Source organism: Streptomyces sp. NPDC001219 (genome assembly GCF_053597915.1).
In genome coordinates, this window is record NZ_JBSFJF010000048.1 from 46,463 (window position 1) to 61,136 (window position 14,674).

The window sequence follows — 14,674 nt, forward strand, 5'->3', positions numbered from 1 at the left end:
GTGCGGGCCCGGCTGCGGGGTGCCGCCATGGTCCTGGCGGGGGTGTGTCTGATGGGCGGTGCGGCCGCCTGCGGCGAGGCCGGCGGAGCACGCGAACCGAACGGGTCCGCCTCCGGCGGCGCCCCGAAGATCGGCGTGCTGCTCCCGGACAACACCTCGCGCCTCTACCACTTCGACAAGCCCCTGATCGAGAAGAAGATCCGGGAGCTGTGCCCCAAGTGCACCGTGGAGACCGTCAGCGCGCAGCACGATGTGGCCACCCAGCAGCAGCAGATGGACGCGATGATCACCAAGCGGGTGCAGGTGCTGATCCTGGACTCGGTCGATTCCAAGTCGCTCCGCTCGTCGGTCGAGAGCGCCCGGCGGGCCGGTATCCCGGTGGTCGCCTACGACCGCCTCGTGGAGGGACCGGTGTCCGCCTATGTCTCCTTCAACGGGAAGACGGTCGGCAGGATGCAGGGCGAGGCGCTGCTGAAGGCGCTCGGCCCCAGGGCGCGCGAGTCGCAGATCGTGATGATGAACGGTGCGTCGACGGACCCCAACTCCGCCTGGTTCCGGCAGGGTGCGCTGGCCGCGCTCAAGGGCAAGGTGAAGATCGGGAAGGCCTACGAGACCGGCGACTGGCGCCCGGAGAACGCCAACCGCAACATGTCCGCCGCCATCTCGGCCCTGGGTGCGGAGAACATCGACGGCGTCTACTCCGCCAACGACGGGCTCGCCGCCGGCATCATCGCCGCGCTGCACGCCGCCAAGGTCTCCCCGCTGCCGCCCATCACCGGTCAGGACGCCGAACTCGCCGCGATCCAACGGCTTGTGATGGGTGATCAGCTCATGACGGTCTACAAGCCGTTCGCGCCCGAGGCCGGTACCGCCGCCGCCATGGCGGTCGCGCTGGGACGCGGCGAGAAGCTCACCGGCATCACGACGCACACCGTCAACAGCCCCACCCACCGCGGCATCCCGGCCGTGCTGCTCACCCCGGTCGCCGTGGACGTGCACAACATCAGGAACACCGTGATCAAGGACGGCATGTACACGGTCGACCAGATCTGCACCCCCAAGTTCGAGTCCGCCTGTAAGAAGGCGGGGCTCAGGTAAGGCAGGTATCCATGGAGTCCGGTGCGGCCCTCCGGCGAACCGGCCCGGCCCCGCCCCTGCTGGCGCTGCGCGGCATCTTCAAGCGGTACGGCGCCGTCCAGGCCCTGGCCGATGTCGACCTGGAGGTCCGCGCCGGTCAGGTCGTCGCGCTCGTGGGTGACAACGGCGCCGGCAAGTCCACGCTGATCAGGGTGATCGCCGGGGTCGATCCCGCCGATGAGGGCGTGGTCGAGTGGGACGGCCGGGCGGTCCACCTCTCCCGCCCGCACGACGCCCAGGACCTCGGCATCGCCACCGTCTACCAGGACCTCGCGCTGTGCGACAACCTCGACGTGGTCGGCAATCTCTTCCTCGGCCGCGAGATCCACCGGGCCGGTGTCCTCGACGAGGTGGAGATGGAGCGCCTCACCCTGGACCTGCTGGACATGCTGGCCATCCGGATGCCCGACGTCCGGCTCCCGGTCGCCTCGCTCTCCGGCGGCCAGCGCCAGACCGTGGCGATCTCCCGGTCGCTCCTCGGCGAACCCCGGCTGGTGCTCCTCGACGAGCCCACCGCGTCCCTGGGCATCGAACAGACCGCCCAGGTCCTCGACCTCGTCGACCAGCTGCGGGAACGCGGCCTCGGCGTGCTTCTCATCAGCCACAACATGGGGGACATCAAGGCCGTCGCGGACTGGATCGCCGTCCTGCGGCTCGGCCGGAACAACGGGTTCTTCGATGTGACGACCACGTCCCACGAGCAGATCATCTCCTCGATCACCGGCGCCACCGACAACGCCGTGACCCGCCGCAAGGCACCGGACTGGGAAGGGGAGCCGTGAGCCGGGCCTGGCCGCTCAGGAAGCAGAAGTCGGCCGGCAGCGCGGTGACCGCCGCCGACCGGCGCCGGCTCGCGCCCGAACTCGGCACCCAGAACCCCCTGGAGATACTCAAGCGCCGGTTCCACAGCGGTGAGCTGGGCTCGGTCCCGGTCGCCCTCGGTCTGGTCGTGGTCTGGATCATCTTCGAGAGCCTCAACGAGAACTTCCTCTCGCCGCGCAACCTGTCCAATCTGAGCGTGGACATCGTCGGCACCGGCATGATCTCGGTGGGCGTCGTCTTCGTGCTGCTGCTGGGCGAGATCGACCTCTCGGTCGGCTCGGTGAGCGGACTGGCCGCGGCCGCCTTCGCGGTGCTCAACGTGAGCCACGGTGTGCCGGAGGGGATCGCGCTGCTGATCGCGGTGCTCGGCGGCACCGCGATCGGCGCCGTACAGGGCTTCTTCCTCGCCAAGGTCGGGGTACCGGCCTTCGTCGTCACCCTGGCCGGACTGCTGGGCTGGAACGGCCTGATGCTCTACATCCTGGGCGCCAACGGCACGATCAACATCGACGACAAGGGCCTGCTCGCGATGCTGACCGGCTACTACTTCCACAACGTGGCCGCCGCCTACGGGCTGGCGGCGCTGGGCACCGCCGGGTACTTCCTCGCCTCGTACCACGACGCGCGCCGCCGCCGGACCGCCGGTGTGCCCGCCCGGACGCTGAGCGAGATCCTGCTGCGCACCGGCGTGCTGGCGGCGATCGCGATGGCCTCGGCGTTCGTCCTCAACCAGTTCCTGGGGCTGCCCCTGGCCCTGCTGATCTTCCTGGTGCTGCTGGTCGGCCTCGACTACGTGCTGCGCCGTACGCGCTACGGCCGCATGATCTTCGCGCTCGGCGGCAGCGTCGAGGCCTCCCGCCGTACCGGCCTCAACGTCGACCTGGTCCGCATCTCGGTCTTCATGATGTCCGGGACCATGGCGGCGGTCGGCGGTCTGTTCCTGGCCTCGCGCGTCACCTCGGCCAGTCAGACCTCGGGGGCGGGCCTGCTGCTGATGGACGTCATCGCCGCGGCGGTCATCGGCGGCACCAGTCTGTTCGGCGGCCGGGGCCGGACCTGGTCGGCCCTGCTCGGCGTCCTGGTGATCCAGTCGATCGCCTCGGGGGTGGCGCTCATGGGCATCCAGACGGCGGTGCAGTTCATGATCACGGGCGGGGTGCTGCTCATCGCCGTGGTCATCGACTCCCTCTCGCGGCGGGCGCAGCGGGCGCACGGACGGGTCTGACGCATGCCCCGCGGAACGGGCGGCGGCCCGGGGGGCGCGTGCCGTACCGACCTCTGCCGGCGGGATGGGGGCCGAAAGGCTCATGCCCGAGCGGACCGGGCCGAGCACCCTTGAGATGTGGGCGCGAACGCGCCGAGCGCGCCAGGAACGGAGCGAGCCATGAAGGATGTCATCACCGCCGGCGTGGACGGTACGCCCGAGTCCTTGTCCGCGATCCTCTGGGCGGCCGAGGAAGCCCGGCTGCGCCGTGCCCGGCTGCGGCTGCTGCACGCCTGGGTGCTGCTCGCGCCGGAGCCGGCGTCGCATCCCGAGGCCGGACGGGAGCAGAACTACTGGGCGCACCGGATGATGGACGACGCCGCGACGGCGGTCCGTACCCGTGTCCCGGACCTTCCGGTGGACGAGTCCCTGGTGGCCCGGGACCCGTTGGAGGCCCTCCAGGAGGCCGCGGAGGAGTCGGATCTGCTGATCCTCGGCTGCCGGGATCTGGGCCCGGTGGCCCGCTACGCCCTCGGGGAGACCGGTCTGCAGCTGGTGGCGCACACCGCCTCCCCCACCGTCCTGGTACGCGCCCGGCAGGCCCCCGGAGCGAGCGGCGGGAACGGCGAGGTGATGGTGGCTCTGAGCCTCCACGAGCCGTGCGAGGCGCTGCTCGCCTTCGCCTTCGAGAGCGCCGCCCGGCGGGAGGTCGCCCTGCGTGCCGTCCACGGCAGGCATCTGCCCTCGTACGCGTACAACCGCGGCGGCGGGGTGGAGCCGGTCGTCGCCGAGGAGGCGGCGCGGGACGCCCGGCAGGAGCTGGCCGCCGCCCTGGAACCCTGGCAGGAGAAGTTCCCTGACGTCCCGGTCGATGACCGGGTGGTGCTGGAGAGTCCCGCGCCGGCGCTGCTGCACAGCGCCGCGGACGCCGGGCTGCTCGTCGTCGGCCGCCGGCACCGGCAGCGGCACCGCTTGCCGGTGCCGCGGATCGGCCATGTCGTGCAGGCGGTCGTCCATCACGCGCCCTGTCCGGTGGCCGTCGTACCCCATGAGTGACCGCGCGGCAGCGGGCGCCACGGTCCGTGACGGCCCGGCGGCCGTACCAGGACGGGCCACGGCGGAAGGCGGATGATGACGGGGAGGGGGCATTCAGCGGGACCGGCCGGCGGCGGCGCGGCGGCCCCGGTCGCGGCCCGGGTCGTGGCCTCCGGCGGCAGTCCCCGGTAAGGAAGCGGAGGCAAGCCATGGCAAAGACAGTCGAGTGGCCCGTCCGGCTGTACCTCGTCGAGGAGGACGGGACGACCAGGGCGCGTGTGGAGCTCCGTACCGGAACCACCACCCTGACCGGGCACGGCACGGCCCGGTGCAGCCCGGAGGACCGGGACGTACCGGAGATCGGCGACGAGATCGCCGCCGGGCGTGCGGTGCGGGACCTCGCCGGGCAGCTGCTGCGGGTGGCCGACCGGGACCTGGAGGGTGTCGGTGCCGGGCCGCCCCGGCGGGAGCGCCGCATGGCCTACGGCTGGACGGACGCCATGGCGTGAGCCCCGTGCCGGCGGCGGCCACCGCCGGCCGGTGGCCCGGCCGTCCGTGGAAGGAGTCGGCCATGTCGGATGCCACGACCACCGACCTGTACGAAGTCACCATGGCCCTGTCGTATCTCCACGAGGGCATGACGCAACCGGCGACCTTCAGCTGCTTTGTGCGGGCGCTGCCACCGGAGCGGGGTTTCCTGATCGCGGCGGGCGCCGAGACCGTCCTCGACTTCCTGGCCGGCTTCACGGTCGGACACGACGATGTCGAGGTGTTCGCCGAGGCGTTGCAACGGCCCGCGCGGGACCTGGCGCCGCTGCGGGGCATGCGCTTCACCGGTGAGGTCCGGGCGGTGCCGGAGGGGCGGGTGGTGCTGGCCGGCGAGCCGCTGCTGGAGATCACCGCCCCGCTGCCGCAGGCGCAGCTGGTGGAGTCCTTCGTGCTGAACCACCTCACCCACCAGACGGCCATCGCCTCCAAGTGCGTGCGCTGTGTGCTCGCCGCACGGGGGCGCCCCGTCGTGGACTTCTCGCTGCGGCGCACCCATGGCACGGCCGCCGCCCGCCAGGTGGCCCGGCTCGGTGCCATGACCGGCTTCACGGGCACCAGCAACGTGGCGGCGGCGCACGCCGAGGATCTGACGGCCGTCGGCACCATGGCGCACTCCTACATCGAGGCGTTCGAGGACGAGGAGGCGGCCTTCACCGCGTTCGCGCTCTGCCACCCGGGACCGGTGACGCTGCTGGTCGACACCTACGACACCGAGTCGGGTGTCGCGGCGGCGGCGCGGGTGCTCAACGGGCTGGGCCGCGGTGACGGGTCCGCGATCCGTCTGGACAGCGGTGATCTGGCGGAGCTGGCCACGCGGGCCCGTTCGATCCTGGACAACGCGGGGCTGCCGCAGGTGCGGATCGTCGCCAGCGGCGGGCTGGACGAGTTCGCCGTGCACGACCTGGCGCGCGCGGGGGCCCCGATCGACGTCTACGCCGTGGGCACACGGGTCGGGGTGAGCGCCGACGCCCCCTCCCTGGACTCCGCGTACAAGCTCGTCGCCTACGACGGCCGGCCGGTGATGAAGCTGTCGGCGGCGAAGTCGACCGCGCCGGGGCGCAAGCAGGTGTTCCGCCGGCCGGGGTGCCTCGATGTGCTCGGGCTGGCCGACGAGCCGCCGCCGGCGGGGAGCACGCCGCTGCTGGAGACGCTGATGCGCGGGGGTGTGCGCAGTACCCCGCGCGGCCGGCTGCCGGACGCCCGGCTGCGGGTGGCGGCGGATCTCGCGCAGCTGCCCGCGACGGCCCGGTACATCCGGACGCCGCACGCGGTGCGGCCGCAGCTGTCGAAGCGGCTCGCCGTCCTGACCGGCCGGGTCCGGCAGCGGATCGAGCGCGAGGTGCTGGCCCCGTTCGGCTCGCATGCCTGAGGCCGGGAGGCCCGGCGGGGCATTTCTCCGTACCGTCGTCGTATGGCGGACAAACAGGGCGGCAGCGGCTCGGGGAAGCTGCCGCGGTCGGTGTACGAGCCCGAGCTGTACCGGCTCCAGACGGAGCTGGTGAAGCTGCAGGAGTGGGTGCGGACCGAGGGCGCCCGGCTGGTGGTGGTCTTCGAGGGGCGGGACGCGGCCGGCAAGGGGAGCACGATCAAACGCGTCACCCAGTACCTCAACCCCCGGGTGGCGCGGATCGTGGCGCTGCCCCGGCCCACCGAGCGGGAGCGCACCCAGTGGTACTTCCAGCGCTATGCGGAGCACCTGCCCGCGGCGGGCGAGATCGTGCTGTTCGACCGCAGTTGGTACAACCGGGCCGGGGTCGAGCGGGTCATGGGCTTCTGCACACCGGCCGAGCACCAGCGGTTCCTGCGGCAGTGCCCGGTCTTCGAGCGGATGCTGGTGGAGGACGGGATTCTGCTGCGCAAGTACTGGTTCTCGGTGAGTGACGAGATGCAGGAGCAGCGGTTCCGGCGGCGGCTGGAGGACCCGACACGGCGCTGGAAGCTCTCCCCCATGGACCTGGAGTCGCTGACCCGCTGGGAGGAGTACTCGCGGGCCAAGGACGAGATGTTCGTGCACACGGACATCGCGGACTCACCGTGGTACGTCGTCGAGAGCGACGACAAGCGCCGGGCCCGGCTGAACATGATCGCCCATCTGCTGTCGACGGTGCCCTATCGGGAGATCGCCCCGCCGGCGCTCGACATCCCGGTGCGGCCACCGGCCACCGGCTACCAGCGGCCGCCCCGTGATCTGCAGACCTATGTCCCCGATCATGCCGCGGGGCTGCGGCGGTGACGGCGGGGCGGCGCCGCGTCAGACGTGCTGCGGCACCACCGCCACCGGGCAGGTGGCATGACAGAGCGCGGTGTGCGCCACCCGCCCGATCTGGAGGCCGAAGTGGCCCTGACGGTGCTGGGCTCCGGTCACCAGCAGATCCGCGGCGGCCGTGCGGTGCACCAGGACCTTGTGGGCCGGTCCCTCGACCGTGACCCGCCGCACCCGCACCGCCGGATACGCCCCGGACACCTCGTCGAGCGCCTCGTCCAGCAGCGCCGAGGCCTGCTTCTCGTGATGGCGCCGGGCGTCCGCGGCGAGCAGCGGGGCCTCGGTCGCGTCGCGTACCGGCAGCGGCCAGGCGCACACCGCCTCCAGCGTGCAACGGCGTCGCTCCGCCTCACGGAAGGCGAAGCGGATGGCCGCCGACTCCTCGGCCGGGCCGGCGACCCCGAGGAGGACGCGCCCATGGCTGCCCGCCAGTCCGGCCGGGTCCCCCCGCACCACGATCACCGGGCACCGGGCGCGGGCCGACACCGCCAGGCTGACCGACCCCAGCAGCAGGCCGGCGATCTCGCCGCGGCCCCGCGTCCCCACGATCAGCGCCGTCGCATGGAGTCCCTCGTTCAGCAGGGCGGTGACCGCGTCGGTGGGGAGCACCTCGCCCGAGACCTGGAGGTCCGTCTGCCGGCGCCGGGCGAGTTCCACGGCGGCTGCGACGACGGACTCCGCGAGTACCTGCTCGCCGGGGCGTTCCCCGCCGTCCGCCGGGACCGCGCCCTCGTAGCGCTCCCAGCGGGAGGCGTGGACGACCCGCAGCGGAAGGCCGTGGCGTGCCGCCTCGTCCGCCGCCCAGTCGAGCGCCCGGAAGGCGGAATCCGATCCATCGGTCCCCACGACCAGCGGATGCTCCATCGCCCCCACGTCCTTCCTCGCATCGGCGCGGACATGTCCCTACTGCCACCGTGACACCGGGTCCGGGGGGCGTGCAGGTCCGGACGGACACCGGGCGGTGGGCCGCCCGGACCTCCTTTGCGCGCCGGCGGTCCCGCGCCGCCGCGCCAAGCCCCGGGAGAACACCGCGGCTACCGTGGAGGTACGGCCCCGCCCGCGTGTGGGGCCACCAGCGGAGGCCATGGTGGGCGACCACGGAAGCGGCCGGCGCGACACCGCCCGGCGCCGGCTCGACGCGCTGCCGGACGAGCTGCAACAGCGCCTCGACGCGCTGCGGCTGGACCCCGGTGATCCGGCGAACCTGCTGCTGGAGGCCGTGCTGTCGGTGGGCAGGGAGCTGGATCTGCCGCAGGTGCTGCACCGCATCGTGGAGGCGGCGGTGGTGCTCGTGGACGCCGAGTACGGGGCGCTGGGCGTGGTGTCCGAGGGCACCCGGCTCTCCCAGTTCCTGCCGGTCGGGGTCTCCGACGCGCAGCAGGAGGCGATCGGCCGGCTGCCCGAGGGGCACGGGCTGCTGGGTGAGCTGATCCGTCATCCCCAGCCACTGCGGCTCTCGGAGCTGTCCCGGCATCCGTCGTCATACGGCTTTCCGCCGCACCATCCGCCCATGCGCTCCTTCCTCGGGGTGCCCATCCGGGTCCGCGACGAGGTGTTCGGGAATCTCTACCTCACCGAGAAGCGGGGCGGCGGCGAGTTCGACGCCGAGGACGAGACGGTGCTCTCGACACTCGCGGTGGCGGCGGGGGTCGCCATCGAGAACGCGCGGCTGTACGAGGAGGCCCGCTACCGGCAGCGGTGGCAGGAGGCCAACGGTGCGATCGTGGCCAGCCTGCTGCTGCCGGGGTCGGACGAGATGGCGGCGCTGGGGCTGATCGTGGACCAGGCGCGGGAGATCCTCACCGCGGACCTCGGGGTGATCGCGATCCCCGAGCCGGACGGCAAGGCGCTGCATGTCGCCCTGGCGTCGGGGGTCGACGCCGAGGCGCACCGCGGGCTCGTGCTGCCCCTCCGGGGGTCGTTCATGGGCGCGGCGCTCGACCTGCGGGCGCCGCTGATCAGCACCGATGTCGAGCGTGATCCGCGGATCACCACGGGGCCGCCGCGCTGGATGGGGCTGGGGCCCGCGGTCGCCGTCCCGATGATCACCGGCGGCCGGCCCCGTGGGGTGCTGCTGGTGGCGCGGGTGCGGGAGCGGGCCCGGTTCACCGAGCAGGAGACCGGTCCGCTGCTGACGTTCGCGGGGCAGGCGGCGCTCGCCATGGAGCTGGCCGACCGGCGCCGGTCCGCCGAGCAGCTCACCCTGCTGCAGGACCGCGACCGGATCGCCCGCGATCTGCACGACCTGGCGATCCAGCGGCTCTTCGCGACGGGGATGACGCTGCAGAGCGCGGTCCGTTTCGTGGACCATCCGGAGGCCAGTGAGCGGCTGTTGCGCGCGGTGGACGACCTGGACGAGACGATCAAGATCATCAGGTCCACCATCTTCGGGCTCCGGGCCCACACGTCGGGCCGGTCGAGCCACGGGCTGCGGGCCCGCACCGTCACCGCGGCGGAACAGGCCGCCCGCGCCCTGGGGTTCACCCCGTCGCTGCGGATGCAGGGACTCATCGACACCGATGTGCCGGCCGAGATCGCGGAGCATGTGGTGGCGGTGCTGGGCGAGGCGCTGAGCAATGCCGCGCGGCATGCGCACGCCACCGCGGTCGAGGTCTCGCTGTCCGTGGGCGGCGGCGCGCTGCGCCTGAGCGTCACGGACAACGGGGTGGGCGTGCCGCGCGACGGCCGGCGGAGCGGGCTGAGCAACCTCGCCAAGCGGGCGGAGAGCGTGGGCGGCACGATGACGCTGGAGGCTCCGGCGCAGGGTGGCACCCGCCTGGTGTGGCAGGCGCCGCTGCCGTCTTCCTGAGCCGCGGTTCAGGACGGGCACGGTCCGGTGTCACCGCCCGGCGGCGGCCCCTGGGCGGCGAGGACCGCCGCCTGGACCCGGCGTTCCACACCGAGTTTGGCCAGCAGTCGCGAGATGTGGTTCTTGACCGTCTTCTCGGACAGGTAGAGCCGGCGCGCGATCTGACGGTTCGTCAAGCCCTCCCCGACCAGCCCGAGGATCTCCCGCTCCCGCGGCGACAGCCCGGACAGCGCGTCCGCCGCGGGCGCCGCGTCGCCGTCCACCCCCCGGAGGCTGTGCATCAGCCGCGCGGTGGTCGCCGGGTCCAGCATCGAGCGTCCCGCGGCGACCGTACGGACGGCGGCGACCAGGTCCGACCCCTTGATCTCCTTCAGGACATAGCCCGCCGCCCCCGCCATGATCGCGTCGAGCAGCGCCTCGTCGTCGTCGAACGAGGTGAGCATCAGACAGGCGAGTCCGGGCAGCCGCGACCGCAACTCCCGGCAGACGCTGATCCCGTCGCCGTCGGGCAGCCGCACATCGAGTACCGCGACGTCCGGGCCGAGCGCCGGACCGCGGGCCAGCGCCCGCCCCGCGGTGCCGGCGTCGCCGACCACCTCGATATCGGCTTCCGCGTCGAGCAGGTCCCGCACCCCGCGGCGCACCACCTCGTGGTCGTCGAGCAGGAACACCCGGATCGGCCGCTGCGGTGAGACCTCGCGTACCTCGCCCATGGCGTCCTCCACGCTCTCGCTCGTCCGGTGCGGGCGGTGTCTCTCATCGTCGCCCCGCCACCCTGCGCACACCAGGGCCGAACGGGGCTCCCGCCCACGACGGGCCGACCCCGACCGGCCCCCCGCGAGGGCCGTTCGGCCCCTCCTGCCGGCCGGCGCCGCGTGCGACGGTCGGGTCCTCAGGTGCAGGGGGTGCGAGATGGCCCGTAGCGAGTTCCTCCGGCCGTGGCGGCCCAGCCCGCTCCGACGGCGTTCGGACGTGGTGGAGGCCTGGCTGGTGCTGGTGACCGCGGTACTGATCGTCCTGGGCGCACCGGCCGCCGGGCTCGCCGCCGCACAGGCGGTGGCGAGCGGCACCGGTCAGGAACGGCAGGGCCAGCACACCGTGCCGGCCGTCGTGACCGAGAACCCGCCGCAGCGGATCGGGGTGGACGTGTCCGGAGGCGTCGGCTCCCGGGTCCACGCGACGGTGCGCTGGACGGCCGCGGACGGCACGGCCAAGACGGGCACCACGACGGTGGCGCCGGACCTGCGGGCCGGTGACCGCACCACCGCCTGGCTCGACCGCGACGGGACGCTGGTGCGCGACCCCGTGACCCCGCGGCAGGCGAGCGGCGAGAGCATCGCGATCGGCACCGTGGCCGGAACCTCGGCCGGGCTGCTGCTGCTCGGCGCCCAGCGCACCGGCCGCGCCCTGCTGAACCGCCACCGCTACACCCAGTGGGAACGGGAGTGGGCGGCGGCGGACCCCCGGTGGGGGCAGCGGGCCGCATGAAGCGGCGGGCCGCCGCCGGGTGCCGTCCGTGCGACGCGCCCCCGGCCCGCAGTCGTGGTGCCATGGAAGGGACACCGACGAACGGAACGTCACCATGACCGGCGCGCCGTCCCTGGCCGCGTGCCTGCACTCCCTGCGGGCCGTGCTCTTCGACACCGACGGGGTCATCACCGACTCCGCCCCGGTGCACGCCGCGGCCTGGAAGGGCGCCTTCGACGCCTGTCTCGCGACGGTGGACGGGCAGCGCCCGTTCGACCCGGTGGACGACTATCTGCGCCATGTCGACGGCCGGGCGCGGCAGGACGGCGCCGCCGCCTTCCTGCACTCCCGGGGCCTCGACCTGCCGCTCGGCGCCCCGGACGACCCGCCGGGCACGGACACCGTCCACGCCGTCGCGGCCCGTAAGGAAGAGCTGTTCAGCGCGAGCCTGCGGGACCGCCCCGTCCCCACCTGGCCCGGCACCGTGCGCCTGCTGCGGGCCCTGCGGGACCACGGGGTGCGGTGCGCCGCCGTCTCGGCCTCACGCCACGCGACCGAGCTGCTGTCCGCGGCCGGGGTGGACACGCTCTTCCAGGCCGTGGTGGACGGCAACGAGGCGCACCGGCTGGACCTGCCGGGGAAGCCCGATCCGGCGCTCTTCCTGGAAGCGGCCCGGCGGCTCGGGGTCCCGCCCGGCGACTCCGCCGTGGTGGAGGACGCACTGGCCGGCGTCGAGGCCGGCCGCCGCGGCGGCTTCGCCCTGGTGGTGGGCGTGGACCGGACGGCCGGCCCGTACAGCGCGGGCGCCCTGCGCCGCCGTGGCGCCGACGTGGTCGTGACCGACCCCGGCGAGCTGCTGCTGCCCGGAGACGCCGGATGACCCGCGCCTGGACCTGGTCGTACGAGGGGTACGACCCGGACGCGGAACGGCTGCGGGAAACCCTGTGCACCCTCGGCAACGGCTACTTCGCCACCCGCGGCGCGGCCTCCGAGGTGCTCTCCGGGGGCACGCACTATCCGGGCACCTACGCCGCCGGCTGCTACAACCGCCTGACCTCCACCGTGGCGGGCCACCCCGTCGAGAACGAGGACATGGTCAACCTGCCCAACTGGCTCCCGCTGCGCTACCGGATCTGCCCGGCCGACGCCGCCCCCGGCCCCTGGCTCGCCCCCGGCCACCCGTATCTGACGGAGCTCCGGCAGACACTGGACCTGCGGCACGGCACCCTGACCCGCTGGTCGGTCTATGTGGACGAGGCCGGGCGGCGGCTGACCGTGGAGCAGTGCCGCCTGGTGCACATGGGCGAGCCCCATCTGGCCGCGCTGCGCACCTGCTTCACCCCGGACGGGTGGACGGGCGCGGTGGAGGTGGAGGCGGGGATCGACGGGGCGGTCCGCAATGCCGGCGTCGCGCGCTACCGCGGTCTGGCCGACCAGCATCTGACGGGCTGGGAGACCGGCACCGAGCAGCCGGACACCCTGTGGCTGAGCTGCCGCACCCTCGACTCGGACATCCGCGTCGCACTGGCCGCCCGGAGCCGCACCCCCTCGGGCCACGACGGGCTGCCGCGGCCGCGGCTGACCGCGCTGCGGGCGTTCCACACGCTGATCCTGCCGCTCGCTCCCGACTCCCCCGCGGTCGTCGAGAAGACCGTGGCGCTGTACACCTCCCGCGACCCGGCGATCGAGAGCCCGCGGCACGCGGCGGTGGACGCGGTGAGCCTCGCCCCGCACTTCCGGCAGCTGCGCGCCGAGCACCGCCGCGCCTGGGAGAACCTGTGGCGGCAGGCCAAGCTGGAGGTGCCCGGCGCGGCGGGCCGGATTCTGCGGCTGCACCTCTTCCACGTGCTCCAGACCCTCTCGCCGCACACCGCCGAGCTGGACGTCGGGGTGCCGGCGCGGGGCCTGCACGGCGAGGCGTACCGCGGGCACGTCTTCTGGGACGAGCTGTTCGTCCTGCCGTTCCTGAACCTGCACCTGCCGCAGGTCTCCCGGGCCCTGCTCGACTACCGCTACCGGCGACTGCCGGCCGCCTGCCACGCGGCGCGGGAGGCGGGCCGCACCGGGGCGATGTACCCGTGGCAGAGCGCGGGCGACGGCCGCGAGGAGACCCAGCAGCTCCATCTCAACCCGCACTCGGGGCGCTGGCTGCCCGATCACTCCCGGCTCCAGCACCATGTCGGGTCGGCGATCGCGTACAACGTGTGGCAGTACGGACAGGCCGCCGGCGACACGGAGTTCCTGCACACCAGGGGCGCGGAGATGCTGCTGGAGATCGCCCGTTTCTGGGCCTCGGGAGTGGACTGGGACGCCTCCCTGGGCCGCTACCACATCCGCGGGGTGGTCGGTCCCGACGAGTACCACGACGGCTATCCGGGAGCCGCCGTACCGGGGGTGGACGACAACGCCTACACCAACGTCACGGCGGCCTGGGTGCTGCTGCGCGCGCTCGACCTGTGCCGCACGCTGCCCGAGCCCCATCGGCGCCGGCTCTTCGAACGGATGCAGCTCTCCCCGGAGGAGCCCGAGCGCTGGGACGACATCGCCCACCGGCTCCATGTGCCCTACCACCGCGGGGTGATCAGCCAGTTCGCCGGGTACGGGGACCTCGCCGAACTCGACTGGCACGGCTACCGGGAGCGGTACGGCGACATCCGCCGGCTGGACCGGATACTGGAGGCGGAGGGCGACACCGTCAACCGCTACCAGGCCTCCAAGCAGGCCGACGTCCTGATGCTGGGCTATCTCTTCGCACCGTCGGAACTCGCCGCGGTGTTCCGCGGCCTCGGCCACCCCCTCGACGAGGACCTCTGGCACGCCACCACCGACTACTACCTGCACCGCACCAGCCACGGCTCGACGCTCAGCGCCCTGGTCCACGCCTGGGTCCTGGCCCGCGCGCACCACGCCGACGCCTGGAGGTACTGCGAGGAGGCGCTGACCGGGGACGTGGCGGACGTCCAGGGCGGGACCACCGCGGAGGGCATCCACCTGGGCGCGATGGCCGGCACCCTGGACTTCGTCCAGCGCGGGATGACCGGTCTGGAGACCCGTGACCAGGCGCTCTGGCTCGATCCTGCGCCGCTGCGGGAGCTGTCCAGGTTCGGGGTGCGCATCCGCTACCGGCACCACTGGGACATCGATCTGCGCATCCGTGCCGAGCAGGTGCGGATCACGGTGCCGCCCTCGCAGAACGCCGCGGTACGGGTGGTGCTGCGCGACCGCGCCTTCGCGGTCGCGCCCGGCACGTCCCGGCGGCTGGACCTTCCCGACGGCTGAGGGGGCCGAAGGGCCCTAGGACCTGTCGTCAAACTCCCGCCTGCCCCGCGGCGCCTGGCACGCACGCTCGCTGCGTTGTCGGGTTCGCCCCGATACACCCAGTATCGGG

General features: G+C 73.4%; 13 protein-coding genes. 11 read left to right on the forward strand and 2 right to left on the reverse strand.

What is annotated here, in order from left to right:
- The 7 genes from ACWC9R_RS26475 to ppk2 all read left to right on the forward strand — a co-directional run bounded on the left by ACWC9R_RS26475 (position 1) and on the right by ppk2 (position 6,980).
- Positions 1 to 1,098, forward strand: a complete 1,098-nt coding sequence (locus ACWC9R_RS26475) for a substrate-binding domain-containing protein (RefSeq protein ID WP_450735145.1) — start codon at positions 1 to 3, stop codon at positions 1,096 to 1,098.
- 11 nt (positions 1,099 to 1,109) lie between these two features.
- On the forward strand, positions 1,110 to 1,919 hold the full coding sequence (locus ACWC9R_RS26480; RefSeq protein WP_450735147.1) for an ATP-binding cassette domain-containing protein: 810 nt from the start codon (positions 1,110 to 1,112) through the stop codon (positions 1,917 to 1,919).
- Positions 1,916 to 3,184, forward strand: a complete 1,269-nt coding sequence (locus ACWC9R_RS26485) for a sugar ABC transporter permease (RefSeq protein WP_450735149.1) — start codon at positions 1,916 to 1,918, stop codon at positions 3,182 to 3,184. The genes ACWC9R_RS26480 and ACWC9R_RS26485 overlap by 4 nt, the downstream gene beginning before the upstream one ends.
- A gap of 159 nt (positions 3,185 to 3,343) precedes the next feature.
- Positions 3,344 to 4,219: a universal stress protein gene (locus ACWC9R_RS26490; protein ID WP_450735151.1), complete on the forward strand. Its 876-nt coding sequence runs from the start codon at positions 3,344 to 3,346 to the stop codon at positions 4,217 to 4,219.
- Between the two features lie 188 nt (positions 4,220 to 4,407).
- Positions 4,408 to 4,707, forward strand: coding sequence for a dsRBD fold-containing protein (locus tag ACWC9R_RS26495; RefSeq protein ID WP_362609262.1), 300 nt, complete (start codon positions 4,408 to 4,410; stop codon positions 4,705 to 4,707).
- Positions 4,708 to 4,769: 62 nt separating this feature from the next.
- Complete coding sequence (locus ACWC9R_RS26500; protein ID WP_450735153.1) at positions 4,770 to 6,116, forward strand: nicotinate phosphoribosyltransferase; 1,347 nt, start codon at positions 4,770 to 4,772, stop codon at positions 6,114 to 6,116.
- A 42-nt stretch (positions 6,117 to 6,158) separates the two neighbouring features.
- Positions 6,159 to 6,980, forward strand: a complete 822-nt coding sequence (gene ppk2, locus ACWC9R_RS26505; RefSeq protein ID WP_450735155.1) for a polyphosphate kinase 2 — start codon at positions 6,159 to 6,161, stop codon at positions 6,978 to 6,980.
- Positions 6,981 to 6,998: 18 nt separating this feature from the next.
- On the opposite strand, the gene ACWC9R_RS26510 is transcribed toward ppk2, so the two are convergent.
- On the reverse strand, positions 6,999 to 7,874 hold the full coding sequence (locus ACWC9R_RS26510; RefSeq protein WP_450735156.1) for a universal stress protein: 876 nt from the start codon (positions 7,872 to 7,874) through the stop codon (positions 6,999 to 7,001).
- Positions 7,875 to 8,094: 220 nt separating this feature from the next.
- Between ACWC9R_RS26510 and ACWC9R_RS26515 the strand changes: the two genes are divergently transcribed.
- A complete protein-coding gene (locus ACWC9R_RS26515; protein WP_450735158.1) occupies positions 8,095 to 9,819 on the forward strand; it encodes a sensor histidine kinase in 1,725 nt (574 codons plus the stop codon).
- Between the two features lie 8 nt (positions 9,820 to 9,827).
- On the opposite strand, the gene ACWC9R_RS26520 is transcribed toward ACWC9R_RS26515, so the two are convergent.
- The gene (locus ACWC9R_RS26520; RefSeq protein ID WP_450735160.1) at positions 9,828 to 10,532 is read right to left on the reverse strand and encodes a response regulator; all 705 of its coding nucleotides are present in this window, start codon (positions 10,530 to 10,532) and stop codon (positions 9,828 to 9,830) included.
- Between the two features lie 199 nt (positions 10,533 to 10,731).
- Between ACWC9R_RS26520 and ACWC9R_RS26525 the strand changes: the two genes are divergently transcribed.
- From ACWC9R_RS26525 to ACWC9R_RS26535, 3 genes are all read left to right on the forward strand, one after another.
- Positions 10,732 to 11,307, forward strand: coding sequence for an Rv1733c family protein (locus ACWC9R_RS26525; protein ID WP_450735162.1), 576 nt, complete (start codon positions 10,732 to 10,734; stop codon positions 11,305 to 11,307).
- Between the two features lie 94 nt (positions 11,308 to 11,401).
- Positions 11,402 to 12,166 (forward strand): HAD family hydrolase, encoded by a 765-nt coding sequence (locus tag ACWC9R_RS26530; RefSeq protein WP_450735168.1) that lies wholly within the window; start codon positions 11,402 to 11,404, stop codon positions 12,164 to 12,166.
- Positions 12,163 to 14,565 carry a glycoside hydrolase family 65 protein gene (locus ACWC9R_RS26535; protein ID WP_450735164.1) on the forward strand — a complete coding sequence of 801 codons (2,403 nt, stop codon included), beginning with the start codon at positions 12,163 to 12,165 and terminating at the stop codon, positions 14,563 to 14,565. The genes ACWC9R_RS26530 and ACWC9R_RS26535 overlap by 4 nt, the downstream gene beginning before the upstream one ends.
- Positions 14,566 to 14,674: the final 109 nt, after the last annotated feature.

Excerpts from the sequence above, each read along its gene's own strand:
- ACWC9R_RS26480 (WP_450735147.1), top strand. The coding sequence starts at position 1,110 with ATGGAGTCCGGTGCGGCCCTCCGGCGAACCGGCCCGGCCCCGCCCCTG.
- ACWC9R_RS26490 (WP_450735151.1), top strand. The coding sequence starts at position 3,344 with ATGAAGGATGTCATCACCGCCGGCGTGGACGGTACGCCCGAGTCCTTG.
- ACWC9R_RS26495 (WP_362609262.1), top strand. The coding sequence starts at position 4,408 with ATGGCAAAGACAGTCGAGTGGCCCGTCCGGCTGTACCTCGTCGAGGAG.
- ACWC9R_RS26500 (WP_450735153.1), top strand. The coding sequence starts at position 4,770 with ATGTCGGATGCCACGACCACCGACCTGTACGAAGTCACCATGGCCCTG.
- ppk2 (WP_450735155.1), top strand. The coding sequence starts at position 6,159 with ATGGCGGACAAACAGGGCGGCAGCGGCTCGGGGAAGCTGCCGCGGTCG.
- ACWC9R_RS26510 (WP_450735156.1), bottom strand. The coding sequence starts at position 7,874 with ATGGAGCATCCGCTGGTCGTGGGGACCGATGGATCGGATTCCGCCTTC.
- ACWC9R_RS26515 (WP_450735158.1), top strand. The coding sequence starts at position 8,095 with ATGGTGGGCGACCACGGAAGCGGCCGGCGCGACACCGCCCGGCGCCGG.
- ACWC9R_RS26520 (WP_450735160.1), bottom strand. The coding sequence starts at position 10,532 with ATGGGCGAGGTACGCGAGGTCTCACCGCAGCGGCCGATCCGGGTGTTC.
- ACWC9R_RS26525 (WP_450735162.1), top strand. The coding sequence starts at position 10,732 with ATGGCCCGTAGCGAGTTCCTCCGGCCGTGGCGGCCCAGCCCGCTCCGA.
- ACWC9R_RS26530 (WP_450735168.1), top strand. The coding sequence starts at position 11,402 with ATGACCGGCGCGCCGTCCCTGGCCGCGTGCCTGCACTCCCTGCGGGCC.
- ACWC9R_RS26535 (WP_450735164.1), top strand. The coding sequence starts at position 12,163 with ATGACCCGCGCCTGGACCTGGTCGTACGAGGGGTACGACCCGGACGCG.